We start from the raw sequence: 26,427 nt of genomic DNA, 5'->3' as shown, positions 1-26,427 counted from the left end.
AAAGTGTCGCATCGACCTCTTGTCTGCATGCAGGCGGGAAGCCCTGACTGCGGCAGTCCGCCAAGCCCTCCGCCCCCTTTCTTTCGAGCATGAGACGTATCTTGCCGGTTTCCGCCCTGCTTAGAGCCTATCCGAAAACCGCGAGGGTACTGCGAACGGCAATGATCGCACACGCCAGATGGAGAAAGGCTTCATAATTGGCCGTCTTCTTTTCCCAACGAATGAGTAGCCGGCGATTTCTATTCATCCACCTGTGTGTGCGTTCCACCACCCAGTGCCGCGCGCGATAACCCGGAATGTTCTTTTCCTGAGCGTGCTCTTCACCGCGGCGCCGCAGGTGTGCGGTGTAACCGTATGCTGCCACGATTTTCGCCACTTCCGGATAATCACAGCCTTTGTCAAGACACAGGTTTTGTTGCTTGCGTGTGGTCGGTTGGGGGCGTGCCATCACGAGATTGTCCAACACTGCTTTGGTTTCTTTGAAATCATTACGATTGGCTCCGCTCACCACCAGTGCCAGCGGAATGCCCCGGCCATCGGTCAGAAGATGCCGTTTGGTACCTCGCCTGGCGCGATCGGTGGGATTGGGGCCAGTGTTTTCGCCCCCCAGAGGGGCTTTCGTGATGGCACCATCCATAACTTGCCACTCCCACATCAGAGGGAGGACATGGTCATAAGTATGCACGCCCAGACGCCAAAGATCCAAAAACAGGCCCAACCGCACCCATTTTGGGAAACGATCATGAACGGTGCTGGGCGCACCGAGCGAGCGCGGCAAGGCCTTCCACTGGATACCGGTCACCAAGATATAGTGGATGGCAAAGAAGGCTTGTTTGTCCGGCATCGGTGGTCTGCCACCTTTTGGTTTGTCTGGCCAAAGTGGCAGCAACATTTCAACGAGCTGCCAGAGTTCTTCGCTGGGTAAGAACTCGGGATTCACGTCGAATTCATTAGCATGAGTGGTATTCATGCCAATGAAAGCTGGAAAAATAAATATAAAAAGCTGGTATGTATTTTTGCCACACTTTTAGTTGTTGATATTACGAACCTTCTGGTTTTCGGATAGACTCTTAGTCGCTTGCAATCGCGGGGGTGTGAGTCTTGGCGGCACCGCCTTTGCGAAGGCTGCACGCCGGCGAGTTCGACTCGAGCTCGTCGTTGGAAACAATGGTATCAAACCATCGAGAGAGCCTGAAACGATCCGGCAATGCCTCTCACAGGCATCCCAGGTGCCAAAATGAGAAAAACAACCGTCCTGTCAATGCTGTTGCTGTTGTGCAGTCGTTGGACGGCACAACAAGCCGGATTCTCATTTGAAGATGTGACCCTCTCCGCAGGGATCGGTCCTGCCGGCCAAACCAACTCTGTCGCGTTTGCCGACCTCAATAACCATGGTTATCCGGATATTCTGACGATTGGGCGCAGTGGGAACAAGCTCTGTCTCAACGACGGCCATGGCAGGTTCATCGTCCAGCCGTCTCTGGCCGCACTGCCCAGTAATGAAATGCTGTTTGTTGGCGTACTTGGCGACTACGATCAGGATGGCGATCTGGACTTGTTCGTCGGTGGGGAGCGTATCGACAGCTCATCGACTGAACAGTGCCCATGTTTCTTGTTCGAAAATGACGGCAAGGCCGGTTTCACAGATGTTTCGCCTGCCTCCAATCTCGCTGCGATCAGCGCCCGCGTGGCTGCTGCCACCCGGTTCGACTTCGACAATGATGGTTTTCTGGATTTGTTTTTGGGCACGGTGAAGGAACCCGGCAATTACATCCTCAAAAATCAAGGTAATCGCACTTTCAATAATTTGACCGCAAACGTTGGTGTCAGCGGATTTTTCAGCGATGCCCGCGGAATAGCCGCCGGTGATTACGATCGCGATGGCGACATGGACATCATGGTTCCCAATACCGCTCCGACGAGAAATTACTTTTTCCGCAACGCAAGAAATACCTTCACCGAAATTGCCGGAACGCCCGGCCTGACCATGCCCTGGGATCATGCACACAGTGCGGAATTCGCGGACTATGACAACGATGGTGACCTCGATTTGCTCGTCGGGAACAATGACGAGGGCGGCCCTCTTCGACTCTTGCGGAACAACAACGGCGCCTTTACCGAAGTGATTGCACCTTCAGGCCTGGACCCGACGGCACCGTGCTTTCACGGAAGTGCCTTCGCCGATTTCGACAACGACGGATTGCTCGACCTGGTGTTGATTCCCCATGCCATCCGGAGAGGAATCGCAATCTACCGCAACCAGGGCGATGACAGATTCACTGACCTCACCGCCTCCGCCGGCTTTGATTCGCTGCTGCAGGCCAATACGCCCGCCATCGCTGATTTTGACAATGACGGCCGGCTGGATATTTACTTTGCAACCCATCCAGGAGAACCCACCGATCGCCTCTATCGCAACACCACGGCCGTGCACAACTGGCTGAAGCTCAAGTTGACAGGCGTGCAGTCGAATGTCTTTGGAGTGGGTGCGTGGATCGAATTGACCACCCGGGGCGGGAAACAGCTCCGTCAAATAAATGCCGGTTATGGGTTCCGCCGCCAAAATGATTTGGTGCAACATTTCGGGCTGGGGGATGCGACAACGGTGGATTCGATAAAAATCGTCTGGCCCGCCGGCAGGGTCCAAATTTTGACTTCGCTCGCGCCGAACCGGCTGCTCACGGTTGTGGAGCAAGGCGGCGACACTTTGAAACCCGCAACGCCACAAAGTTTATCCGCCACCGCCGGCGACCAACAAGTCACACTCACATGGCAGGCGAACACCGAACCGGATTTTCTGCGCTATCGCATCTATGGCGGCACGTCGCCCCATCCCACCACCAAAATTGATTCAGTCAACGGCGCGGCGAACACAACGAGAATTGTTGCCGGCTTGAGCAATGGCACGCCATGCTATTTTCGCATTACCGCGGTTGACAGTGATTTCAATGAGAGCGGTTTTTCCAACGAAGTGGAGGCCATGCCGGTTGCAACAGATCCGCCGCCGGCGGCACCGCAGAATCTGCAAGCCATGCCCGGCCCGGCGCACGGCCAAATCACACTCACCTGGGAGGCCAACGCGGAGGCGGATTTGCTGCGCTATCGCATTTATGGCGGCAAAGCAGGCACCCCGGCGGCTTTGCTCGATTCGGTGGCTGCTCGGGCCGGCACAAGCCGGACATTTTCCGATCTTACGATCGGAGCAACCTACACCTACTTTCTCACTGCCGTCGATGCCAGCGGGCAGGCCAGCGCCGCCTCCAACCAGGCCTCGGCGATGCCCTTGCGCGACACCCAGGCGCCATTCATCGACACGCCAAACTACCCGATCTTCGTCGAGCTCAACACCGATGCACCGGTGCGCGTCAAAGTCACCGACCTGTCCCGCATCACTTCAGTACAGCTTTTCTATCGCGCTGGCGGTGACGCGGGCTTCCTGAGCAAGGAAATGAATCTGCAAACCGACGGCAGCTATTTGCGCAATGTGCCGTCGATTGTGATGAACACACGTGGTGCAGAATTTTACCTGAGCGCGCGTGATGTGCATGGCAATGTCGCAACTTCGAAGCGCTACCCGCTGCGTGTGATCTGCGCCAACGGCCTGATCAGCCCCCATGTGCAGCCCAAAGACACGCAGGCGGATGATTACCGCCTTTTCTCCCTGCCGCTGGATTTGGACGACAAATCGCCGCAGGCATTCGTGATGGCCAACCCCATGCTGGAGCCGCCGGACGCGACGAAATACCGCTGGTATGCCTGCAATCGCAGCACGGGGACATTGCAGGAATATCCCAGCTTTGAGGGGATCACGATGGCGCCGGACATGGGCTACGCGCTGCTGGTCAATCTCAAAAATTTTCGCCTGAAAACTGGCAGCGGCAAAACCATGAGTATTTCGGGTGCGCATCGGGTCTCCCTGCCCGCCGGCTGGAGCCTGATCGGCAATCCCTTCAACTTCGCGATTCCATACGACAGCCTGCGGCTCGCCGACGGCGCGGCCTTCGAGTTATGGAGCTACAATGGCGACTGGCAGCCCAATCGCAGGGGCTTGGAGCCGTGGCAGGGCTGCGCGATTCATTTGCAACGCGCCGCGACGCTGCTCATCAATCCGGGCGTGGCGGGTTTGAGTGAGGGCGTTGCCGCACATACGGTGGCGAACAACGAGGGCGGGAACTGGCTGGTGCAGATCATCGCCAGCACCGGCCGCAGCGAAAGCCGCTTCAACTTTGCCGGTCAGCATGCGGCGGCTGAAAACGGCGTTGATGCGTGGGATTTACACCAGCCGCCGCGGCTGGCAAATCAGGTGCAAATTCAATTTCAACCAAATCAGATCGAGGGCGGGCTGAAAGCGGATGTGCGCCGGCCTGCAGGCGAGGGACACACCTGGGAATTCACCTGCCTTGTGAATCCCGCGGATGAATTGCTGCGGCTGACATTCGAGGGCGTGCCGCAAATCCCCGCAAATTTTGAGATCTTTCTTGTCGACACGGAAACCGAAACCGCCTATGATCTGCGCAGCAAAAATTGCCTGGAATTTGCCGTCAAAAATCTGACAGAGAAAAAATTCAAACTGCTGGCAGGCAACAAATCATACGTGACCGCGCAGGCGCGCGAAGCTGAGCTTTATCCGCATAATTATGCCTTGCTGCAAAACTTCCCCAATCCCTTCAATCCGTCGACGCAAATCATCTATTCGCTGCCGGAGGCAAGCACAGTGGATTTGGCCGTGTACAACATTCACGGTCAACTGGCCGCCAGGTTGGTCAATGAACCGCAAAGTGCAGGCGTGCACACGGCGGTGTGGCAGGCGCACGGCGCAGGGTCGGGCGTGTACTGGATTCGCTTGCAAGCCGGGAGGGTGAGAATGATGAGGAAATGTCTGCTGATCAAATGAAGGCGCCGACTGCGCCTTATGACGCATCAATTCCCTGCAAACAAATCTTGCGGTTTCTCCTTCAGGAGGGAACGTTTGCCACCGTTCCGTGCCCAAAAGCACCGCGGTAAAACATCCTTTTCATCAACTCGAGTGCTCCGGGCCCGGGACATGGCATGTTCCCCGGGCCCGATAGGTCGGGGGAGCTTGGACTCACGGCCGGAACAACCCCCTCAGCTTTCTCTTCGCTTCTTCCTTCAAACGCTCCACCTCTCTTTTCGCGCTGTCGGCCGCGGCTTGCTTGCGTTTCTCCAGCTCCAGCTTCTGTTTGGCGAGCGCGGCGCTCACGCTGTCTGCGGCTGCGGTCTTTTTCTCGCCGGCCTTTTGCGCGAGCAGCGCGGTGACTTGTGCGGTGGCGCCTTTGATCACTTCCGCCGCGGAAAACTTCACCTGCGGATCCGTCACACTGCCGCCTATGGTGCCGGATAGATCGACATAATCGTTCTGCAGCAGGTCCACTTTGCGATTCAAGAGATTGCCCACCACGGCGCTGGTTTGCGCGTTCATCTCGCGGGCCGGCACCCGCAGCTTGACGGAATAGTCCACGGATTGATCGAGGCCATTCGAACCGGAGATGACGAAGGCCAGGTTGCCCGCATTGAAGGCCAGCGGCTCGAGATAAAAACGGCCGTCGCGGATTTTGTACGAAGGTTTGAGATCGGTGAGTGCCAGTTCCTTGAGCCGGTCGATTTTCAACACTTCAGCCATTCGGGTCAGCGGTCTGAAATCCCGCAGCGCAGCATTGGCGATGTGCAAACTACCCTTGCTGCTCAGGGTGTTGAACACCGGTGTCAGCGTGGAGTCCAGATCCGCAACAAATTCGAAATCCGCGCTGAAAGTACCCTGCAGGCTTTGCGCGATCGGGGCGAATTTCTGCACCGTCACAAAACTCGCGAAGGTCTGCGGGAAACTGAGACCGGCTACTTTCATCGCGAAGAACGACCGCGGCAACGCGTGCTCGGGCGTGCTGTAGGAGCCATTGGCCAGCACCGAGCCGCCCAGCATGTTCATGTGCAACTCGATGAGATTGAGGGTGCGGTCCTTCAACAGCAGCACCCCGCTGACATTTTGCAGTTTCAATCTGCCATATGAGATTTCGCGAAAGACAGAATTCATGGTGAATTCGATGTTCGCCGGCAGGGGCACGGCCCGCAATTCCGAGCTTTCCCCCGCCATCCAGGGGTTCAGGTCGAAATAGTTCGATTGCAGAGCGAGCGTGCCTTTCAGGGTTTCATCTTTCATCACGAAGGGGAGCACGTTGTCGAGTGTGCCATGGGCGCGAACATCACTGTTGCCCAGCCGGCAGTCGAATTCACTGAGCGTGACATGGGCGGGCGACAGCGCTAGGCGCGCCCGCCCGACCTGAACTTTCACCGGCAGGTCGGCGGTGTGGTAAACGAGATTCGTGACGGCAACTTTGCCGTCTGCCTGAAATTTGTCGAACTGATTTTTTTCGAGGCTGGAACGTTTGCCGTTCACGTTCAGATCCAGATCGACCAGCCCGCCAAGTTCAGTTCCCGGTGTGAGCTGAACCAGATTCCTGATCTCGTCGAGATTGAGCCGGCCTTTGGCATTCGCCCTGACATGCGGATCGGAAACCGGCGTTTGCACCAGCGCGGTGGCGTCAAACGGATCCTTGCCCAAGTCCACGTGGAATTTTTTGAGATCGATGATCGTGCGGTCGGGGTCACCGCCGGGGTTGTTCACCAGCAGATCGACATTGACGTTGTTGAGCGCGGCAGGCAGTTGCGGATATTGAAACCTGCCCTCGGTGATCTGCAGTTTCACCTCGAAAGCCGGAACCTGTTTTTCATTATAGTGGCCTTTCACCCAGCCCGCCAGTGCCAGTTGTCCGGAGGATTGCAGGGCGGCGAAGTCTTTGCTGTAAATCACGGGAATGAGCGAGATGATGTTTTTGAAATCTGTCTGTGGCGCGCTGAAGGTGAGATCGAGATCGGTGGCCGTATCCGTGCGCGCGATGGTGCCGGCGAATTTGAGCACGAGCTCGTTCAGGCGCAATTCGTTGTCGCTGAGCGTGTATTTGCGGTTGGCGGCATCGATGTCGAAATCGGCCTTGAGCCGGGTGTGGACTTTGCTCAAATAGTTCACCCCGCCGGCGCCCATGCTGAGCGCGGCCATGTCGGTGTCGGTGCGCAGGCGAAAGCGGTCGCTGGTGAAATCGCCGCTGCCGCGATGGTTGAGACCGGCCACGAGGACCGTGGTGCCCGAGGTCTGATCAGTGTAGCGGAGGTGACCGTTTGCGATCGCGTAGGAGCGCAGGGCGAGTCGCAAGCCACTGCTGGCGGAAGTTTCCGGTTGTTCCTGCGCCGCGGCTTGCATGATGTCCCAATTCGCACTGCTGTCCTGCAACATGATCAGGTTCAGGCGCGGCTCGGTCAATGTGAAGGAATTGATTGCGAGCGGGCCGCCGCCGAACAGGCTCATCAAATTGATGCTGGTTTCAAAATTCTTCAACGCCACCAGGGTGTCACCGGCAAAAGGGGCGTGATTGATCAGACGCAGCCCGGCGAGATTCACCGTCACGGCGGGAAAATTTTGAAACAGATTCAAGCCGAGATCTTCGAACTCCAGCGTGGCGTTGAGGTTTTTGCCGGCTTCACGCTTGATCAGGGCGATCAGGTCCTCTTTGAAGAAAATTGGAATGGCGAGCAGCGCAAGCACAACGACGGCCAGTGCGAGGCCGGCGAGCAACAGCATTTTCTTCATGAATTTTGCTCCAAAGCTATGCAACTCGTGACTGTTTTTTCGGCCCCTCCGCTGCCGTGCCCGGCGGTGTCGCAATGCCATCCGGGAGGAATTCAGAAATAATTGCTGTCCGTCCGGAAGCGCGAACTTTTGTGAAAATACTCCTGCACTAGCCCGGCCGTTGCAGGAGATTCCGGGAGTTTTCACGACACCCGGTGCTTTGGGGAAGCCCCGGCACAACCGAGATTGGAACGTTCTCCGACAGACACTGCGCCGCGCCGTGCCGACTGTTCACCAGATTCCTGCGGGATGACAACGGCGGTGGACTGGGCTTGCCGCGCAAAAGCATGCTAGGGTTTGGATTTCCTCACCCATTCACCATTGGGGAGTTGAATCCATTCGCCCGGCTTGGCACTTTCACGGTTCAGACTGGCAAACGCCTTTTCGACTTCAGCCTGATCCGAGGCCGCGATGGCGGGGTTGATATCGATGATGCGTTGCATGATGATCTGGCGATCGCGATTTTCCTCGGCCACAATCTTTTCGAGCAGGCGGGCACGCTCGGGATCGGCGGCTGCGCGTTGCGGATCGCGGATTTCGAGATAGCCGCGGGCATTCTCACCCACAAGGCCCTCGCGCTTGAACTCCTCGACATCGTCCTTGTTGAATTCGCGATTCTGAATCGCGGTGAGCACCAAGCGTTTCTCCTCCGAAATCACGATCTGGCTGTCGGGGCTGACGGCGCGCACCGAAGCCACCATCCACACATCCTCCTTGACCTGGTTGTAAGTGCCCAGGATTTGGTTCTCCAGCGCGGTTTTTTCACCGGTGAATTTCATCTCCGGGGTGTGAATCGAACAAGCTGCGCTTGCCAGCAGCAACAAGGTCGACAGGCGGGCGGCGTGTTTCCCCAGCAGGTGGCGGGGCATGACAGATTGCATGGTGACACTCACTTGATTTTCCAGCGGGGCAGACCACGAGCGGCCACCGGCTGTCGGTGTGCTTGAACCGGCCGACGGCCAACGGCATTTTCAGCAGGGGAGATGATAATGACCGTGTGCTTGCCAAGCAAGAGTTTTCATAGAGTTTTCATTTGGAGGGAAGAGTCGAATTGGCTATTTTCACGGCTGTGATCGCACCTGAACCTCGCACGAGCTGGACATGTCGACATGAGCACCTCGCTGGCATCGGTTGCCCTCTTCATTCCCTGCCTGGTGGATCAGTTTTATCCTGAAATCGGACGCAGTATGGCGCAGGTGTTGCGCTGTGCCGGCTGGCAGGTCACTTATGACCCGCGCCAAACCTGTTGCGGCCAGCCGGCTTTCAATACCGGCTATCACGTCGAAGCGCGCCGGGTGGCGGAGCATTTCGTCGAGGTGTTTCGTCACGCGCCGGTGATTGTGGCACCTTCGGGTTCCTGCGTGGCGATGGTGCGAAATTTCTTTCCGGAGCTGTTTCGCGGCCACCGCGGTGAGGCGGAGGCGGTGGCGCTGGGCAGGCGGGTTTTCGAATTTTCCGAATTTCTGGTGAAGCAGGCCAAAGTCACGAAGCTGGGGGCGCGTTATCCCCGCAAGGCCGTTTTTCACCATTCCTGCCACAGTTATCGCGAGCTGCGGGTGCAGGCCGAGCCGCTTGCCTTGTTGCGGGAAGTGGCGGAGCTGCAGTTGCTGGAGCTGCCCGGCGAGCCGGTGTGTTGCGGCTTTGGCGGTTTGTTCTCGTTGAAGTTTGCAGCGATTGCCCACCGCATGGCGGACAGCCGGCTCGTGCAGTTTGAAGCGCTGGGTGCGGAGGCGGTGATTTCCAATGATCCGGGCTGCCTGATGCAGATGCGGCAGGAGGCCCGCATGAAGGGCAGCAAGCTGGAAATTTTGCATCTCGCGGAGGTGCTGGCCGGCACCGTCCCCGGGCGTTGAATCCTGGAACTCCGGGTGGCGTGCCGGCTTGCCCGGCTGCGGATTTTTTCCAAGTGCCTCGCAAGGGAGCATGGCGGCGGATCTTCCGCCTGCTCCGTGAGTTGCTGTGACAACGTCTTGCGGAGAAGAGATGTCCGAATCCCGTCAGTTTCTCGCGCGCGCGGCGGCGAAGGCCCGCAACGACCAGCATTTCAACCAGCTCAGCAAGGCGATCGCCAGCTACGACAGCATGGTGCGCCAGACCAGGAGCCGGCAATTTCAGAACTGGGCGCAGGCGCGCGCGCTGGCGGCGACCATCAAAGACGATGTGCTGGCCCGCCTGCCCGAGTTGCTGGAGCAATTCGAACAGAACATGCTGGCGGCGGGCGGCAAGGTATTCTGGGCAGAGACCGCCGAGGATGCCCGCTCTTATGTGCTGGCACTGGCGCAGAAACACCAGGCGAAACGCGTGGTCAAATCCAAATCCATGGTGACCGAGGAGATCGGTCTGAACGAGCATCTCGAACAGCACGGGGTGGAGGTGTGGGAGAGCGACCTGGGTGAGTTGATCGTGCAGCTCGAGCGGGAGAAGCCTTATCACATTGTGACGCCGGCGATGCACAAGAGCAAGGCGGAGATCAGCCGGTTGTTTCACGACAAGCTGCACGCGCCGCTCACGGAGGATGCCGAGGAACTGACCCTGGTGGCACGCCGGCATTTGCGCGAGGTTTATCTCAGCAGCACCCTGGGTGTGACGGGCGCAAATTTTTTGGTGGCGGATCTCGGTGCCGTGGTGGTGACGGAAAACGAGGGTAATGCGCGGCTGACCATGGCCTGTCCGCCGGTGCACGTTGTGATTGCCGGCCTGGAGAAAATCCTGCCGCGTTTGTCGGATTTGAGCCTGTTTTTGCCCCTGCTGGCGACCAGCGGCACCGGGCAGGAATTGACCAGCTACAATTCGATCGTGTTGGGTCCGCGCCACGCGCACGAAAGCGACGGCCCGGCCGAGATGCACGTCATCCTGCTCGACAACGGACGGTCTGCGCTTTACCAGCAGGCGGCGTTTCGTGAGATCTTGCGCTGCATCCGCTGTGGCGCGTGCTTGAATGCCTGCCCGGTTTATCGCACGATTGGCGGCCATGCCTACAATGCCACCTATCAGGGACCTATCGGCGCGGTGATCATGCCACACTACAACGGTTTCGGCAAGTATCAACATTTGGCCTATGCCTCCTCCTTGTGCGGCGCATGCAGCGACGTGTGTCCGGTGCAGATCGACATCCATCATCTGCTTTTGAAGAACCGCCGGACGGCGGTGGAGCGGCGTGCGCAGCCATGGTTTTGGCGCGCGGCCATGCGTCTCTATGCCTGGGTGATGGCGGATGCGGCGCGGCTGCAGCGGGTGCGGCACTGGCTGGTGCGGTTGTGGCCGTGGCAGCGGTTGTGGCGCCGGCCCGCCGAACAATTGCCGCCGCTCAGCCCCAAATCCTTCCGGGAATTGTGGAGGGAACATGGAAGCCAGCCGTGAACGGATTTTGGAGCGCCTGCGCGCCGGCCGCCAGGGCGGTCTCTTTCTGCCTTCGCGCAGCGATGCCGACATTTTCACCTGGCATGCGCGTGACCGCGAAGTGGCGATCGCGACACTGGCGGAGAAACTCACGGCCCTGAAGGCTGAGTTTCACCGCGTGCCGAACACCGCCGCAGCCGCGCAGCAGTTGAAAGCCCTGTTGCAACCGCTGGCAAGCAACGACCCCGAAGCGCGGCCGCAGTTTTTGCGGCACGCCGCCGTACTGCTCGAAACCGTGGTGGCGCAGGATCCGTGGCTGCAGACCGCAATCGCGGTGGTGGAGGCTGATTTGCCGCACCGCGAGTTCGCGAGCTACAAGGCGGGCATCACCACCGTCGAATTTCTGGTGGCACGCACCGGCAGCCTGGTCGTGAGTTCGGCAGGCAGTGGCGGCCGCCGGCTCTCGGTTTTGCCGCCGTTTCACCTCGCCATCGCGACGGTTGACCAGGTGACCAGTTCGCTGGAGGAGGCGCTGGCCGGCTTCCACAAATCCGGGCGCGAGCATTTGACCAGTGTTTTGACCATCATCACCGGGCCGAGTCGCACCGCTGATATTGAAAAGATTCTCGTGTTGGGCGCGCACGGCCCCAGGCGGTTGGCGGTAATCTTGATTGGATAGTGCTACAACGTCAAGTTCTAAAAACCGCTCCACAACCCAAAACTGGCATTTCGAAGGAATTTTCCTGAGTACCGGGATTGATGCTTGTTCTGACATTATCCCAAGCACTCAAGAAGATTCTTCCTGAATTTTGCATGCTGGCTTGCCGCTGCCCGGAGGAAATGACTCGCTCCCAAAACTCCGTAGTGAACTGTTTATGGACCTGGGCATCTTGCGTGTCTTTGAATTCCGTTGGAAGTGGCCTGTGGAATTTCCCATGATCTGGCGCAGTTTTTTTGAGGAAGGCCAGGCAGGTCGCTCCTGACGGGGTTTTGGGAAATGCGATATGCCGCTTCACTAAAACAGTTCACTCCTATCGGAGTTGGCCGCAGGGTTGCCTGCACAATTTTTTATGCACCACCCCTTGGGTGGTTGGCCGTCGCGATCAAAGCGGCGTTTTTCGCAGGGGAGATCAATCTGGGTGCAAAATTCAGGTTCTTACAGATGACAGTTGGGGGTGGAGGTGCCAACTTAACGTTGTACTAACAGGCGATTCAATTCAACTGCGGTTCAAATCGCAGGCTTGCAATTGGAGATTGCCGAAACCGGCTGGGGTTGGGGGTTTGTTGCCGCCGAAACAGGAATCCCACGAAGGGACTTTTCGTGGGATTTCTATTTTCATCACATTTCTGTTTTCTGTTGCGCGAGTGATCTGGGCGTGTCACAAGGCGGGAACGCTCTTGTGTGCCCCCCGGTTTAGAGTGCAAGCGCGGTTTTGATGCCCGCCAGTGCCTGCCGGGTGCGTTGTTCATCCTGAATCAACGCAAAGCGCACGTGGCCGTCGCCGTGCTCGCCAAAACCGATCCCGGGGGAGACGGCCACATTGGCTTTGTCGAGCAGGAACCTGGCAAAGGCCAGCGAGCCCAGGGGGCGAAATTTTTCGGGAATGGGTGCCCAGACGAACATCGTGCCCCTGGGCGGCTCGACCGGCCAGCCGATTTGCTGCAAACCGTGACACAAGACATCGCGGCGCCGGCGGTAGTTTTCCACGATTTCGTGCACACAATCCTGCGGGCCATTGAGCGCGGCGAGGGCGGCAATTTGCAGTGGCTGAAAGATGCCGTAATCGAGGTAACTTTTCAAACGTTCCAGCGCCGCCACCAACGCGGCATTTCCCACCATGAAGCCCAGACGCCAGCCGGCAATATTGTAGCTTTTGGAGAGCGAGAAAAACTCGACGGCCAGTTCCCTGGCACCCGGCACCTGCAGGAGCGAAGGCGGGCGATAACCGTCGAACACCAGATCCGCGTAGGCGAAATCATGAATCACCAGCAGACGATATTCCCTTGCCAGATCGACCACGTGCTGCATGAAAGCGGAATCGACCACTGCGGTGGTGGGATTGTGCGGAAAGCTGATGATTAAAAAACGCGGCCCCGGCCGGCCCTCACTGCGCTCGCGACGGATGGCAGCCTCGACCTTTCCCAAAAACTCCGAAACCGGCGAGACGGGCACCGGGCAAATGCGCCCGCCGGCAATCAGGGGGGCATAGAGATGAATCGGATAGGAGGGCACGGGCACCAGCACCGTCTCATCACGCTGCAGGGCGGCCAGCATGAGATGGGAAATGCCTTCTTTGGCACCGATACAGACGATCGCTTCGTGTTCAGGGTCAAGGGTGACGCCAAAACCGCGGCCGTACCACTCACAGATGGCCTGGCGCAAATGACGGATACCCCGCGACACAGAATAACGGTGATTCTGCGGCACCTCGATGGCATGGTGCAGCTTTTCCACCAAATGGCGGGGCGGCGCGCCGTCCGGGTTGCCCATGCCGAAGTCGATAATGTCGCGGCCCTCCTGCCGTGCCTTGTCCATCAGCACTGCCACCTGACGAAAAACATATTGCGGCAGTTTTTGCAGGCTGGGAAATTCGTAATTGCTGTTCATGTGACTCATGGTTCGATCCGTGACAAAGCCTGGTTGTTTGTGAAACGTGAAATGTATTGCAGGTGAAAACAAGTCGCCCACAGAAGCGCAAGCTCCCGGCGTATGACGGAGCGCTGGTCGCGGGGACTTCTGCTTCGGTGGGCGAAGGGCTGAGTGAGTGGCCGCTGCCAGAGACGTTGCGTAATGTAGAGACAAAGCCCGCTTTTTGGCAATTTCATGCCACCGAATATCACGAAAATGCCGTGGTGCGGCCTTCCAGCCTGCAGGCAGACAGGATAACTGCGTGACGTTTTCATCCGGATGGTGCCGGCGGCGGCACGGCAATTTCCCCAAAACGGGGTGCGCCTCGCTGAAATAAATTTCCGCAATTTTTTCTGTCAGCTTGTACTTCCATATCAACAAATTGGAGAGATGACACTCTCCTTCTGGGAGCCTGCCGCGAGACCGGCGCCGCCGGTTTCCCCGGGCTCTGCTGGGTAACCCGGACCGCTGCCCGCACATGCCGACCCAATCCACATCTCGTCAGCGTTCCAACCCGACCAATTTGCCATGCCTGCGCCGGAGCATCCCGGCGCACCGGCTGCCTCCCCACACCCAGGTGCTGAGGCTGAGCAATCGCCGCGGCCTCAGGGGGCTGGCACCGGACCAGATTCTGAATCGCGGCGGGCTTCCTGTGAAAGCATCGCCCCCGACAGCCTGCGTATTTCTGGAGGCTCAAGGATGAGACTTCAAAAAATCCTGCGGACTTTGCAGCCGCCCCTTTGGTTCACACGTTCCCTGCCCCGGCTGATTTTGCCGGCCTCGGCCTTCTTAGCCACAAGTTTTTGTTTGTTCGTCTTCAGCCCGCCGCCTCTCCACGCCGGCCTGGCATGCCTGATTCCCCTAGCCGGCCTCGGCCTGACGATGGCAGTTGTCATCCGCTTGAGTGACCCGGTGCCAGCCGGGATCAAGGCGGCGCCGCAACGGCTTCAGCCGCGTGCCCGCCTGGGTCGCATGCTGCATCGCATGACCGGCCTGCGTAATCCGCGCGTTGCCGCTGCGGAAAAGCTTTGTCTCCAGGCCTTTCGCAAAGCCCGCGATGCCATGTTTCTCGCCGACGGTGAAATGCGCTTGCTGGAGGTGAATGACAGTTTTTGTGAGCTGTGGGGCAGGCGGCGGGCTGATTTGCTGGGGCGACCGCTGGCGGACGTGCTGGCGGAAGCCAGACTGGATCAGGAGGATTTCAGTGCCCTGCTGATTGCCGCCGATTTTCGCGGGGACATGACAGTCACCCAGGCCGACGGTGCCCTTCGGATTTTCGATTTCATCGGGATGGCATTGTCACGCGATTTGTATCTGGGCATCGCCCGCGAAGTGACGGAACAACGCCTGTATCAGGAGGAATTGCAGCGCGCCGCCGAGTGGCGCGAGCTGATCCTGCGCCATCTCGATGACGGCTTGCTGGTGATCGATGCGGAGGGCCGGCCGGCCATTCACAATCGCATGGCGGAAACGCTGCTGGGTTTGACCGCGGAGGATTTCACCCGCCTGTCCCTGAGAGAGGGCGAGCTGCGGCTTGCCGGCCAGCGCTGGGTGTTGCGGCCGGCGGACGGGCATGGCGATCCTCTTCAGCTTGTGCTGCAACAGGCCGGGAGAGTGCAGGACCGGCGGATGCAGGTCTGGCGTGAAGGCCGGCAGGAGCGTGAACTGGCTATCAATCTCGCCCCGCTCTTTGACGCACACCAGCAGTTGATTGGCGCCCTGGCAACCTTGCGGGAAGTGAACAGTGCGCTGCCCGCCACCGGCCCGCAGAATCCTGCCGCCCGTATGACAGAACTGATGGAGCTCGCCGCCAGTGCCGGCCATGAGATCATCAACCGCATGACCGGCATCATCAGCTATGCGCAATTGCTGCACGAGCGCATGCCGGCGGAAACCGAGGAGGCCGGACTGTTGCGCGGGGTCATTGCCGAGGGCGAGCGCATCACCGGCATCCTGCGCCATCTTCTCGGTTTCGCCCGGCTGCGACCGCAGGAGCGCCTTGTCACCCCGCTGGAAGGTGTGATTGCCGCTGCGCTCAGTTTGATGCAGCCACGTTTGGCCAAAGACGGCATTCGGGTGAAAAGTACCGCGGCGCCCCATTTGCCGCCGGTGAGCTGCCACTGCCAGCAGATTCAGGAAGTTTTCGTCAATCTGCTGAGCAATGCGCAGTATGCCTTGAACCTGAAGTATGCAGGCGGGCACCCGGAGAAAGTGATTCTCATTCACACCACGCTGGTGTCCCGGCCGGACGGTGGCCGGCGGCTGCGCACCACGGTGATGGACACCGGCATCGGCATTGCGCCGGAAAATCTGCACCGGGTTTTTGCCCCCTTCTTCAGCACCAAACCCAAGGATCAAGGCACGGGCCTGGGTTTGAGCTTGAGCCGGCAAATTGTGCGCGAACACGGGGGTGAGATTTATGTGGAGAGTGAACTGGGGGGCTACGCCCTATTCATCGTGGAACTGCCGGCTGCGGAGGAACCAGCAAGGGAGACTTAACGCCTGCGGAGGCCGCTGCACCGGCCCCTTCCCCCATCATAAAACACCAAGCCCCGCGTGATCCTGCAGGAGGGATCGCACGGGGCTTTTTGTTTGTCAAAAATCTGCTAGGAGGCCACCATCTGCTGCTGCCGTGATTGCGCATGGGTGTGCAGCAGGATGAGAAAGGTGAGATCAATCAGCGCTTTCTCACGGTGACGCGGGCGGTAGTAGAGCTTGCGGCCCTTGGCAAACGCCAGGAAGTTGAGCAACTGTTGATACAGGGTGGCGTAATCCAGCCCCGCCCATTCCGAGTCGGAGCGCCGGTTCTTCAAAATCGGTGCAATGCGTTTGAGCAGCAGATCCGAAACGTGTTTGCCGTTTTTGACATCGCCAAAGGTGCTCACCAGGGCATCTGAAACCGTCAGCAGATCATTCGAGCTTTCCCGCAGGCGATCCAGGACTTCCGGATTGGTGAGCGGCAGTGCCTTCTGTGCCAGGCGCAGCGCCTTTTGCGTGCGCGGCTGCATGGCGATGCCGTAGTAGCTGCCGGTGCCGGTGGCGCGGTCATAGCTCCACCAGCGCTGCAGCAATTGCGTGCCGGACACACGGTAGATCTTGGCGCGCCGGCTGCTGCCCCGCTCGGGGTCGAGTACGAAATAGGAACGACTTTTCGAACCAGCCACCAAAATCCAGTGCTCGAAACGATCAACGCACAAAATCACCGGATGGCCCTGACTGTGTTCCTCCCTCACCCAGGCGAGCGCCTGCCGGCCATGACTCTTGCGATCCCAGTTCATCGCCTTGCCTTCATAACCCAGGCGTCGCAGACCGCGTTGCAAACCATTTTCCGTGGTGCCACTGCTGGGACGGGTGCCGCACGCCTTCTTGATGCGGCTCAGGGAGATATCAGCATTGCCCAACAAGCGCAACGCATTGTAGATGCAGGTCGGGCCGCAGCTATAGTCATCAGGTTGGATGGCGAATGCCATAGTGGTCTCCGTCACCGGCGAACTTTTAGATGATCCTTGGGACTCTCATCTGATAACAACGCGACTCGGTCTCCCAAACGCAGCAGTAGGGGCAAAGTTTCAAATGCAGGTCAAAGGGTGTGCTTATTGTTTTCCAAGACGTTGATGAGAGAACCATCCATCCGCCCCAACCCCCAGTTTTTTGCGTGGCGCAATATAATACGACTCTTGCTGAGAAGCAATGGATTAGTTGGTGATCAAAAGTTTCATCGTTTGTATCTAAAGCTTTTCCAGAGGCCTAGTTTTGCTAATTTTTTTAATCGGGATTGCCAAGTAGGGTGGGGGGAACAGATTCTCAGGCGGGAACAACGAATTTATTCTCTAATTAAATCATGACTAACCGCCAGTGTTTTATGGCAAGCTCAAGTTTTTAAATAGAGTATGGACCTCTCCTACTCTCCGCAGATGAAAAGTCTTCTGCAGCATTGACTTGCCAGCGACTCGTGACAAACAATGAGCCTGCAAAATTTCGGCGCTGAGTCAGAACCTGTGCTGCGACCAAATAGTGCCTATCCGAGCACATACGCCCCCGGATGAGGCGGGGGGTCCAAAACACCTGGTCCCGGTAAAAATCCTGGGTATTTGAAGCAACGGCAGCCGTTGCAGAAACACTTCGTCAAAAAAGGTCGATAGTTTCGGACGGACACAAATTCAATCCCCTGCCGCTGCCGCCTTCTCCGTGACCGCCGGGCTCGGTGGGGGCTCCTGGGCTCTGGGCGGGTTGGCCGGTTTATCCGGCGGGCTGTCAACAGCGGGTGGCTCCGGCACGACAGCGGCTTTGCGTGCCGCCGGCTTGCGCGCGGGCAGCCCTTCGATCGCGCCGCTCTCGCGCGACAGCTCGAGGTGGGATTTGAATTCGACGCTGTAAATGTCGAGAATGGTCAGAAAGAAAACTGCGATCACCGGGCCGACGATGAAGCCCATCACGCCGAACACGCTGATGCCGCCCAGTGTCGAGAAGAAGATCATCAAATCGTGCATGCCGGCGTCCCGGCCCACCAGCCGCGGCCGCATGAGATTGTCGACGTTGCCGATCACCACCATGCCCATGAAGGCGATCACCAGCCCCTGCCAAACGCTGCCAGTGGCGATCTGAACCACTGCGATCGGCAGCATCACCAGCCAGGCGCCCACCGACGGCAGAATCGAGAGCACCACCATGATCACCCCCCACAAAATCGGCGAGCTGATGTCGAACAACCACAACGTCAGGCCGCCGAGCGAACCCTGGATCAAGCCGATCAGCAGCGTGCCTTTCACCGTGGCGCGTGCCACCGAGGCAAAGCGCAGGATCAACGCTTCTTCATAAACATCGTCCAGCGGGCTGAGATATTTCAACCGCTGCACCAGCCGCTCACCATCCTTGAAGAAGTAGTACATGGTGAACAACATCACGAACAGGTTGGTAATGAGGGCGATGGTGCCCTGCGAAGTCTCATTGATAAACGTGGCCAGCCAGGCGCCGAGCGTCCTGGCACTCTCCTGCAGGTAGGCATGCCAGTCGAGCTCCTCGAGATTCAGGAATTTCGCCAGGGGCGAGTCCAAAATCCTGGCGAAGAAGCTGGTCTCACCCTGCGCGATGATCTTTTGAATCTCCAACTGCGCGACCTGGAAGAAGGCGATCGCCTCCTGCGCCACCATCGCCGCCAGGATGTAAACCGGGATGAGCAGCCCCAGCAAGAGAATGGCGCAGCAGGCGAAGGAGCTGAGGCTGGCATTGCCTCGGAAGAGGCAGCGCAACCGCTCATAAAAAGGATAGAACAGCGTCGAAAACACCGCGGCAAGCAGCACCGGCACCAGGAAAAGCTTGACGATGTTGTAAAACATCAGCATGCTGCCGAGCAGAACGATCAGCAGGAAATAACGGCTGAACCTCTCGGCCTTCAGCTTGCGGTACAGCAGCTTGCGCTCCTCCGCGGTGGTGTGGGTGCCCGTGACCAACATCTCTGAGATTCCGTTTGTAACATTCGCGTGCCCAGCTCTGAAACACGCGCCAAGATAGGGCCGGGTGCCAGTGAATGCAAGCGAAAAGCAGGCTGCTGACGCAAAGTTTGCCCGGTCGCAGGCGGGAGGCCCTCACAACCCGCGCAGCAGCCGCAACCAGGCATGATTGACATCCAGCCAGGCGAAAGGCGGACACTGCAGGTAGCCGGGCGCGCAAATCAGCCGGCCGGTCAGCTCGTCGTCCTCCGCGAGATCATCCGTGAAGCGTGCCAGCTCCTGTTCTTCCGCAAGTGCCACCGCCAGCGCTTGCAGTTTGTGGCGATGGTTGTGCACCACCTGCATCGCCTGCTGCAGGCTGCCCACCCGGCACAACCGCACGACACGGAACGCCACCCGCTGCGAGAGATCGCAATCCTCGGCCGCCACCACTGTCCACGAGGTGTCCGGCGGTTCGTAGAGCACGATATTTCCGCCTGCCGCGCGCTGCGCCCGCCATTCACCACGCCACTGCTGGATCAGCGCCTTCTCCGCCAATGACCAGTTGCCCGCCGGCCAGCGCCGGGTTTCCTCCGCCAGAATGCCGGCAAAGTGCAGTGCGAGATTCGCCACCTCAGCCCAGGTGTCGGCAATCACCAGCACCACCTGCGGTGCAAGACAACCTTTGCCATCGAACATGATATAATCATGGGCCAGCCGTCGCAAAATTTCAGGCCGGGCGGCGGAGGTTTCCAGCAGCACCGCGCTGAAACGATCGCCCAGTGGCACGTACTGCGGCGGCGCCGCGTGGCGCAGTTGTGCCACGGTCGCATCATCACCAAAAGCAATCACTGCAGGACCGGCACCCAGCACTGCTTGCGTGAGGGCCTGCTGGCTGCGCGGCCAGCTCAGCGCGGCCAGCAGGCCGGCAATTTCTGCATCCTGTTGTGCCAGGGTGGCGAGCAGCGCCGGCAACAGGTACGGTTCTTCGCTGGCACTTTTGACCAGCGTGGGGATGCCGAGCAAAGAAAGCTGCACCAGAGGTTGAATGGCGACCCCGGGAATGTTGCCGGCAGCGATGATGAATGCCAGCTCGGGCAGCGTTTGGTTTGGCGCGAGGCTGGCACGTGCCGTGCCCATCTCTGCCAGCCAGTCCTGCATATCACTCTCCACCAGCACGCGGAAATGATTGGCAATACTCTCGCGCAACACCGTGCGACTCATGCGGGTTGCGTTTTCGAGCTGATCCAACACTTTTTCCGCATCGGGGAAACGCCAATTCTCCCAGGCGCGGGCAACGGCGTGCCAGGCGCTGAGAGCGCGACGCTGCCAGGAGCTGGCGTCGGGGCCGAAGCCAATCGCGGGTCGCCGCAAGGCTGCCACCAGGGCTGCCAAACCAGCGGGCGAAGGTTGCTGGAAATTGTCCAGGGCAGCCAGGGTGGCTGGCACAAAAAACGGTGGCAGTGGCAATGCAGTGTTTTCCGAATGCATGGCACAGTTGCAAACTCGCCTGGCGTTTGCACTCCCGTTCAGGATTGTTTATTGAGCTGGATTGCGAAGCTGTATCATGGACGGCGGATCCCGCTCGGAGCGCCTTGTTTGCAGCACGGGAGCTGTTCAACCCTTCCAACCTCTCGGGGCGACCGGATCTCACTCCGCGGGAGCTGTTTTTGCCGCGCCCTGCAGATGAGGGAAGGACACTCATCAGCTCTGCTCGCGACACCCAGCCTGCCGCCCGACACTTATTCCCGCCTGCCAGCCGCATGTGGATGCCTTACCGGCCTTGCAAGCCGCCGCCGGCCGCAAACTCGAGCTTGACGACTTGGAATCTTGAAAGCATTCGCAGCGGCAAGATTTTTTTGATGGACAGGATACGTGTCATTACAAACCCACTCTCATCCTCCCTGCCCTGCGTCATTGCAATGACGGCGCCAATGATGAGCTCTCCCGGCCGTCATCTTTTTCCACCACGCTTTTTGCCGGGTTTTCCAGTTCTCAGCCACGGCGCAAGTTGCGCCGGCACTTTCAACCGATTCTTTCCGTTAACAGCGAACAGCCGCGCAATTCCGCCGCGCTCGCCCGGCCCTCCAGTTCGATGCGATCCTGCCAGGCGCGGCCCACGTCTTCGGTTTGAATCGCCATCACCGAATCGATATTCGCCAAGTCGAAAATGCGCAGCAGGCCGGTTTCGCCCGGCGGCAGCGGCCGCAGGTTTTCCGGATCAACCGCCAGCACCCGCACCCACGGCGGCATGAACTTGACGTCGGAGTTGGCATCCTGCAACGGCGTGCCCGGCAGCCGGCTCTCATAAAATTGCGAGCTCAGCTCGGTCATGCCGTATTCATTCAGCAAAAACTCGCGCGGCACGCCGAAAACTTCGCACAATCGCTGCTGAAATTCCCGCCGCGGCAACTCGCGCGTGCGGCCCTTGTAACCGCCGGTATCGAGAATGCGGCTGTGCGGCGGCAGCCTGGGTGTGAAGCCCTGCGCCGCGAACGCCTCGAGACATTCCACCAGTGCGAAGGCCGTGCCCAGCAGGAAGACGGGCATCTGCTCCTCCTGCGCACGCAGCAGGGCGCGACGCAGCCCGGCCAGATCAAGGCCGGCAGGCGTCATGAACGCAGCGCTGCCGCGCGCGCCCCATTCCTCGCGAATCGCCGTGAACATGTAGCCCAGCGAGGAATGGGGAAAGTGTTCGGCGGTGGGACCAAGGAACAGCATGCGCAACTGCGGCCGATCGGGCAGGCAATAGGCTTGAAAGCTGCGCAATGCCGCGGTGCGGTAATATTCCAGCGTGCGAAAGTAATGCCTGCCGCTGCGTGCCTGGGTCGTGCCGCTGGTGTGAAAGATGCAGACGGCCTGTTCGGGGGGAAAACACGCCAGCGGCACTTGTTTGAAGGCGCTGGTGGTGACGGCGGGGATTTCCTGCCAGTGGCGGGGAGTGAGCGCAGCCGGGGAAAGCTGTTCGCAAAACCTGCGGTAAACCGCATTCTCCCGGATTTGATGGGCAAAAATTTTCAGCGCCAGCCGGTCGAAGTGCTCGTCATCGAAGCTGCTGAGGGCGGTCGTGGAAATGAACTCGAACAACTCGGCATGGGGATGACGGGCAGCAGAGTGGTTGTGCCCCGCCGGCGGCAAAGATGCTTCCCCTTCCGGCGGCCGGCCGGCCGTCGGGGCTTCGTGCTCTCTCACCTGCGTGCCTCTCGTCATTTTAAGCAGGCGGTTGCTCCGCGCCTGCCGGTTCCACCCACTTGCCATGAGCTTTGATCAGCGCGATCAGGCGTTCATCCGCCTCCTCTTCGGGAATGTTGCGCTGCACGCACTCTTTGCCGACATACAGGCTCACCACCTTTTGCCCGGTGCCGACGTAGCCAAAGTCGGCATCGGCCATCTCGCCCGGGCCGTTGACGATGCAGCCCATGATCGCGATCTTGACGCCCTTCAAATGGCCGGTTTTGGCTTTGATGCGCTCGGTGGTGGTTTGCAGATTGAACAACGTGCGGCCGCAGCTCGGGCAGGAAATGAACTCGGTTTTGGAAATGCGCAGCCGCGTGGCCTGCAGCAGGTTGTAGCTGAAACGCGCTGCCTGCGCCGGCGCGATCGCGCCCGTGATGATCAGCGCATCGCCCAGACCGTCACACAACAGCGCGCCGAGCTGGCTGCTGGCATCGAGCATCCAGTCGGCACTTTCCTGCGGCCGTTCCGCCGGTATTTGATAGCGCCACACCAGCGGCACGTTCACCCCCAGGCGCGCGAGATAGGTCACGAACATGCGCACCAATCCCACCTGGCCGAGACGATTGCCGGGAATGGTGACACCAATCGACCACGAGCCCTCCGCCAGCAGCCTTTGCAGCAAATCCACCTGCGCGAAAGCGGAACCTGCGGCGATCATATCGGTGGTGAAAATGGCTTGCACGTGCCCCCCGTTTTGTTGCGCCTGCTGCCGGGCGGCAAGAACTGTCCCGGCGGAGGCCTCCGCCATGGGCAGCAGCACGATGAACGGGTGCGGTTTGCCGTTGACATTTTGCCAGGGTGCCGCAAGCGGCACCGCCTGCCGGGTGAGAGGCAGGCAGTCAATCGTGCGGGCGAGATCCCAACCAGCGCTGCCCGTTTCGAGCCATTCTGCAAAATTTTCCACCGGCGGTGCCGGCGCGCCCAGCACCTGGAATTTGCCGAAGCCCGCTGGCGGCACCAGGGCGCGAACCTCCTCGCTGGCGACGTTGTTGTACGCCAGCGAGATTCCCACCCGCACCGGCTCCCTGCCGCCGAAAGTCAGGCCGGGCATGGTCATCGGTTGTGTGGCGCGGCGATTGCAGACAAAAGGATTCACGACGGCCGCATAATCCCGCGGTGAAACCGGGGCATGGCGCACCACCGCGGGAACGACGTCCTGGTGCGGCGCGGCAGCATTGAACTTGCGCACCAGCGCACGCGCCACGGGAATTTCGTAAATCGAGTCCTCGGTCAGGGACACGCGAATGGTATCACCCAGCCCGTCCTCCAGCAGTGCGCCGATGCCGACCGCGGACTTGATGCGGCCGTCTTCGCCGTCACCCGCTTCGGTCACGCCGAGATGAAAGGGATAGGTCATGCCCAATTCATACATGCGCGCGGCGAGCAGGCGATAGGCCTGAATCATCACCTGGGGATTCGAAGACTTCATCGACACCACGATGTCCCGGTAGCCGTGTGCTTCACAGATGCGGATGAATTCCAGCGCGGACTGCACCATGCCCTCCGGGGTGTCGCCATAGCGATTCATGATGCGGTCGGACAGCGAGCCGTGGTTCACGCCGATGCGCATGGCCACGCCGTTGGCCCGGCATTTCTTCACCAGCGGCGTGAAGCGTTCGGCGATGCGTTCCAGCTCGGCCTGATACTCGGCGTCAGTGTATTCGCGCATCTCGAATTTTTTCTTGTCGGCATAATTGCCGGGATTGATGCGCACCTTTTCGACGATTTCGGCCGCCACCAGCGCGGCATTGGGCGTGTAGTGAATGTCCGCCACCAGCGGCACGCGAATGTTCTGCCGCCGCAGCCCGGCCTTGATGGCACGCAGATTTTCCGCCTCCTTCAGCGATGGCGCGGTGATGCGCACGATCTCGCAGCCGGCTTCATAAAGCTGAATGGTTTCCTTCACGGTGGCGGCGGTGTCCATGGTGTCAGAGATGGTCATGGACTGCACACGGATGGGGTTGTTGCCGCCGATGCCGAGGTCGCCGACTTTCACTTCATGTGTCGGCCGCCGGCGGTGGAAAAAGGGATGTTCACAATACGGCAAGGGTGTCATGCTCATAAGCTGCTTTCAATATATCCAAGGTAACGGTTGACATCGTCCAGCTTCTGTGCCATCGCCTGGCAGACCCCGGCATAATCGATTTTCTCGTAATCGTGCGCCAGGAAGTTCCTGAGGCCGGCCACGCGCGCGAAGTCATAGGCAAAGTCTTCCGGCAGGATCCCGCCCTCTCCCGGGATATCGATGGCATCCGCGTAGCTTTGCGGCCGGCGCAAGCCCTTCAACTTGATCACCATTTCAGCGGGCGCCACGCAGGAATCGGCCATCATGTAAAGATGGTACAAGACGGCGCCGCGATAAATCTTGTCGCGCTTCATACGCGCCACACAATCCGCTTGCAGGCTGGTCAGGACGGCGGCATATTCGCGGATACGGGCGATTTTCCTGGTGATGGCCTCGAGGCTCATTTACTCTCCCAGGTAGAGTTTGCGCTGGTATTGAAAATCGAACAGACGGTGCTGCGCCCTCACTTCGAACAGCTCGCGCCGATGACGGTCACAATCCAGCAGCAGCACGCCGGAGGTAATGATGTGGTTGAGCAAATAAAGATTTTCCAGGCGATCGAGAAAGGTGACATCGAGATTCTCCCAGCCGGTCTTTTTTATCAACCGTTGTATGATGCCAAGCCGTTCGTCCAGGCTCAGCCGGCGGTCGGGATGGATGGCTACATCGATATCGCTGAGAGCAGAGGTTGCACCGCTCACGGTCGAGCCGAAAAGATAGGCAAACACAATTGCCGGCTCGCCGGCCAGCGCCAGGTGCAACGCCTCGAGGTTGAACGGGGTTGCCGTCATGATTTCACTCGTTCCTGCCATCATTTGTTGGTGGGCGAATATAACATATCCCGCGAGGAGAGTCAATGCTGGCGCTGGCGGAGGGAAAAAAGAAAGGATTTACCGCACGGCGGGGAGGGCCGTCCGTGCCGGAAGTGTGCCCGGGAGTTTGCACCGGTTGAACTCCCACGCCTGATGCTTGACTGGCACAAATTGAGGGGCCGGTGTGGCAAGACCGCGGGCGTGGGGGCTCGAGTGATGGCTGCGCAGACTTCAGCAGAGGCGGGATTGTTGCACCGTGACCATGATTCTCAGCAGGGGCACGCAACATCTCGTCCCGGCGAATCTTGCAGAGGATTTGGCATCGTACCCGAATTTTTCTGTGGGGTTTGGACGGCGCGCCGTGGCGTTCACTTGATTGTCGCCGGATGACACGCGGTGGCGGATCCGGCACCTGCTTTCTGCACTAAAGCGGAGCTTCTCCGCGATAACCACAGATGTGATCGCGATGCCCATCCGCCCATTGCGTGGGGCGTCAAAAATACCGCGGGTAAAAATTTGCCAGCAACTCAGCCGGGACCTGTGAAAATCTGGATTCTAAAAAGCTGTGCGATCGCCCTCACGATAAATGTAGCACAGACCTCTTGCCTGCCAGACAGGCGGGAAGCCTGCGCTGCGATATATTCAGAGAAGAACCGCATCGCGGATGCGGCTCACTTCTCCTCTGCCGGTTTCAGGGGCAGGCGCAAAATCTCCTTCACCGTGTTATCCAGCGAGCTGGTGAGAATATAACCGATGGCGTATGGCCGGCTGGCGATCACTTTTTTGACCGCTTTGTCCGAGGGGCATTGCAGCGGTGCGGAAGCCTGTCCGGAGAGCATGAGCTTGTTCCACTGCTGGCGCACCTGGTTGAAGGATCTGCCCATCAGCGTTTCATAGAACTTTTTGCCAACCTCGGTTTCCGCTTGATCGACCACCTGAATCTTGGCGCCATTGGGCCATTTCAATTTGTTGCCGGAATAAATTTCCTTGATTTCCGCTGGTTTGAGGCTGTTGGAATCCAGCGCGGCGGAGCGGGCCACCACGATGCTGATTTGTGCCTGCCCCGGTTGCCATGTGCCCAGCAGGACCAAAAGCCCGATCAGAGTCCAGCAATGGTTGGCGGGGACGGCAAGTCGCTGCTTGATCATTTGTTCTCCACGCGGTAAGAAAGTTGTTGCGACACGCGCGGCGGCATGTCGCAGCCATCAATTATCACG

At 59.1% G+C, this 26,427-nt stretch carries 17 protein-coding genes; 5 read left to right on the top strand and 12 right to left on the bottom strand.

Features of this window, described 5'->3' with window-relative positions; all coding sequences use genetic code 11:
• Window positions 1–127: 127 nt before the first annotated feature.
• Window positions 128–970 (bottom strand): IS5 family transposase, encoded by an 843-nt coding sequence (locus tag ONB52_12930; GenBank protein ID MDZ7417043.1) that lies wholly within the window; start codon window positions 968–970, stop codon window positions 128–130.
• Window positions 971–1,237: 267 nt separating this feature from the next.
• Between ONB52_12930 and ONB52_12925 the strand changes: the two genes are divergently transcribed.
• Window positions 1,238–4,894, top strand: a complete 3,657-nt coding sequence (locus ONB52_12925; GenBank protein ID MDZ7417042.1) for an FG-GAP-like repeat-containing protein — start codon at window positions 1,238–1,240, stop codon at window positions 4,892–4,894.
• A gap of 192 nt (window positions 4,895–5,086) precedes the next feature.
• Here the strand turns inward: ONB52_12925 and ONB52_12920 are convergent, their stop codons facing one another.
• Together ONB52_12920 and ONB52_12915 are read right to left on the bottom strand one after the other, a co-directional pair.
• The gene (locus tag ONB52_12920) at window positions 5,087–7,660 is read right to left on the bottom strand and encodes an AsmA family protein (protein ID MDZ7417041.1); all 2,574 of its coding nucleotides are present in this window, start codon (window positions 7,658–7,660) and stop codon (window positions 5,087–5,089) included.
• Window positions 7,661–7,989: 329 nt separating this feature from the next.
• On the bottom strand, window positions 7,990–8,580 hold the full coding sequence (locus ONB52_12915) for a YdbL family protein (GenBank protein MDZ7417040.1): 591 nt from the start codon (window positions 8,578–8,580) through the stop codon (window positions 7,990–7,992).
• 228 nt (window positions 8,581–8,808) lie between these two features.
• Between ONB52_12915 and ONB52_12910 the strand changes: the two genes are divergently transcribed.
• The 3 genes from ONB52_12910 (at window position 8,809) to ONB52_12900 (ending at window position 11,717) form a co-directional block, all read left to right on the top strand.
• Window positions 8,809–9,552, top strand: coding sequence for a (Fe-S)-binding protein (locus tag ONB52_12910; GenBank protein MDZ7417039.1), 744 nt, complete (start codon window positions 8,809–8,811; stop codon window positions 9,550–9,552).
• 130 nt (window positions 9,553–9,682) lie between these two features.
• On the top strand, window positions 9,683–11,059 hold the full coding sequence (locus tag ONB52_12905) for a LutB/LldF family L-lactate oxidation iron-sulfur protein (protein ID MDZ7417038.1): 1,377 nt from the start codon (window positions 9,683–9,685) through the stop codon (window positions 11,057–11,059).
• The gene (locus ONB52_12900) at window positions 11,043–11,717 is read left to right on the top strand and encodes an LUD domain-containing protein (GenBank protein ID MDZ7417037.1); all 675 of its coding nucleotides are present in this window, start codon (window positions 11,043–11,045) and stop codon (window positions 11,715–11,717) included. The genes ONB52_12905 and ONB52_12900 overlap by 17 nt, the downstream gene beginning before the upstream one ends.
• Window positions 11,718–12,452: 735 nt before the next feature.
• Here ONB52_12900 and ONB52_12895 read toward each other — a convergent pair.
• Window positions 12,453–13,655 carry an aminotransferase class I/II-fold pyridoxal phosphate-dependent enzyme gene (locus ONB52_12895; GenBank protein ID MDZ7417036.1) on the bottom strand — a complete coding sequence of 401 codons (1,203 nt, stop codon included), beginning with the start codon at window positions 13,653–13,655 and terminating at the stop codon, window positions 12,453–12,455.
• Window positions 13,656–14,366: 711 nt separating this feature from the next.
• On the opposite strand from ONB52_12895, the gene ONB52_12890 reads away from it, so the two are divergent.
• Entirely contained in the window at window positions 14,367–16,166 is a 1,800-nt protein-coding gene (locus ONB52_12890; GenBank protein MDZ7417035.1) for an ATP-binding protein, read from the top strand.
• Window positions 16,167–16,273: 107 nt separating this feature from the next.
• On the opposite strand, the gene ONB52_12885 is transcribed toward ONB52_12890, so the two are convergent.
• The 8 genes from ONB52_12885 to ONB52_12850 form a co-directional block, all read right to left on the bottom strand.
• On the bottom strand, window positions 16,274–17,137 hold the full coding sequence (locus ONB52_12885; protein ID MDZ7417034.1) for a cysteine peptidase family C39 domain-containing protein: 864 nt from the start codon (window positions 17,135–17,137) through the stop codon (window positions 16,274–16,276).
• Window positions 17,138–17,827: 690 nt separating this feature from the next.
• Window positions 17,828–19,120, bottom strand: coding sequence for an AI-2E family transporter (locus ONB52_12880; GenBank protein MDZ7417033.1), 1,293 nt, complete (start codon window positions 19,118–19,120; stop codon window positions 17,828–17,830).
• Window positions 19,121–19,252: 132 nt separating this feature from the next.
• Window positions 19,253–20,587, bottom strand: coding sequence for a hypothetical protein (locus tag ONB52_12875; protein MDZ7417032.1), 1,335 nt, complete (start codon window positions 20,585–20,587; stop codon window positions 19,253–19,255).
• A 534-nt stretch (window positions 20,588–21,121) separates the two neighbouring features.
• Window positions 21,122–22,306, bottom strand: a complete 1,185-nt coding sequence (locus tag ONB52_12870; GenBank protein ID MDZ7417031.1) for a long-chain fatty acid--CoA ligase — start codon at window positions 22,304–22,306, stop codon at window positions 21,122–21,124.
• Between the two features lies 1 nt (window position 22,307).
• A complete protein-coding gene (gene ispG, locus ONB52_12865) occupies window positions 22,308–24,389 on the bottom strand; it encodes a (E)-4-hydroxy-3-methylbut-2-enyl-diphosphate synthase (GenBank protein ID MDZ7417030.1) in 2,082 nt (693 codons plus the stop codon).
• A gap of 2 nt (window positions 24,390–24,391) precedes the next feature.
• Window positions 24,392–24,802 (bottom strand): DUF86 domain-containing protein, encoded by a 411-nt coding sequence (locus ONB52_12860; protein MDZ7417029.1) that lies wholly within the window; start codon window positions 24,800–24,802, stop codon window positions 24,392–24,394.
• Complete coding sequence (locus ONB52_12855; GenBank protein ID MDZ7417028.1) at window positions 24,803–25,189, bottom strand: nucleotidyltransferase domain-containing protein; 387 nt, start codon at window positions 25,187–25,189, stop codon at window positions 24,803–24,805.
• A gap of 692 nt (window positions 25,190–25,881) precedes the next feature.
• Entirely contained in the window at window positions 25,882–26,358 is a 477-nt protein-coding gene (locus ONB52_12850; protein ID MDZ7417027.1) for a hypothetical protein, read from the bottom strand.
• Between the last annotated feature and the right edge of the window lie 69 nt (window positions 26,359–26,427).

The organism is candidate division KSB1 bacterium, assembly GCA_034506255.1.
GTDB classification, from domain to species: domain Bacteria; phylum Zhuqueibacterota; class Zhuqueibacteria; order Zhuqueibacterales; family Zhuqueibacteraceae; genus Coneutiohabitans; species Coneutiohabitans thermophilus.
The sequence above is the reverse complement of the archived record's forward strand: the minus strand, read 5'-3'. Positions and strand labels throughout refer to the sequence as shown.

What these genes read in the sequence shown, in the direction of transcription:
- ONB52_12930 (MDZ7417043.1), bottom strand. Translation starts at nt 970, where the DNA reads ATGAATACCACTCATGCTAATGAATTCGACGTGAATCCCGAGTTCTTA.
- ONB52_12925 (MDZ7417042.1), top strand. Translation starts at nt 1,238, where the DNA reads ATGAGAAAAACAACCGTCCTGTCAATGCTGTTGCTGTTGTGCAGTCGT.
- ONB52_12920 (MDZ7417041.1), bottom strand. Translation starts at nt 7,660, where the DNA reads ATGAAGAAAATGCTGTTGCTCGCCGGCCTCGCACTGGCCGTCGTTGTG.
- ONB52_12915 (MDZ7417040.1), bottom strand. Translation starts at nt 8,580, where the DNA reads ATGCAATCTGTCATGCCCCGCCACCTGCTGGGGAAACACGCCGCCCGC.
- ONB52_12910 (MDZ7417039.1), top strand. Translation starts at nt 8,809, where the DNA reads ATGAGCACCTCGCTGGCATCGGTTGCCCTCTTCATTCCCTGCCTGGTG.
- ONB52_12905 (MDZ7417038.1), top strand. Translation starts at nt 9,683, where the DNA reads ATGTCCGAATCCCGTCAGTTTCTCGCGCGCGCGGCGGCGAAGGCCCGC.
- ONB52_12900 (MDZ7417037.1), top strand. Translation starts at nt 11,043, where the DNA reads ATGGAAGCCAGCCGTGAACGGATTTTGGAGCGCCTGCGCGCCGGCCGC.
- ONB52_12895 (MDZ7417036.1), bottom strand. Translation starts at nt 13,655, where the DNA reads ATGAGTCACATGAACAGCAATTACGAATTTCCCAGCCTGCAAAAACTG.
- ONB52_12890 (MDZ7417035.1), top strand. Translation starts at nt 14,367, where the DNA reads ATGAGACTTCAAAAAATCCTGCGGACTTTGCAGCCGCCCCTTTGGTTC.
- ONB52_12885 (MDZ7417034.1), bottom strand. Translation starts at nt 17,137, where the DNA reads ATGGCATTCGCCATCCAACCTGATGACTATAGCTGCGGCCCGACCTGC.
- ONB52_12880 (MDZ7417033.1), bottom strand. Translation starts at nt 19,120, where the DNA reads ATGTTGGTCACGGGCACCCACACCACCGCGGAGGAGCGCAAGCTGCTG.
- ONB52_12875 (MDZ7417032.1), bottom strand. Translation starts at nt 20,587, where the DNA reads ATGCATTCGGAAAACACTGCATTGCCACTGCCACCGTTTTTTGTGCCA.
- ONB52_12870 (MDZ7417031.1), bottom strand. Translation starts at nt 22,306, where the DNA reads ATGACGAGAGGCACGCAGGTGAGAGAGCACGAAGCCCCGACGGCCGGC.
- ispG (MDZ7417030.1), bottom strand. Translation starts at nt 24,389, where the DNA reads ATGACACCCTTGCCGTATTGTGAACATCCCTTTTTCCACCGCCGGCGG.
- ONB52_12860 (MDZ7417029.1), bottom strand. Translation starts at nt 24,802, where the DNA reads ATGAGCCTCGAGGCCATCACCAGGAAAATCGCCCGTATCCGCGAATAT.
- ONB52_12855 (MDZ7417028.1), bottom strand. Translation starts at nt 25,189, where the DNA reads ATGACGGCAACCCCGTTCAACCTCGAGGCGTTGCACCTGGCGCTGGCC.
- ONB52_12850 (MDZ7417027.1), bottom strand. Translation starts at nt 26,358, where the DNA reads ATGATCAAGCAGCGACTTGCCGTCCCCGCCAACCATTGCTGGACTCTG.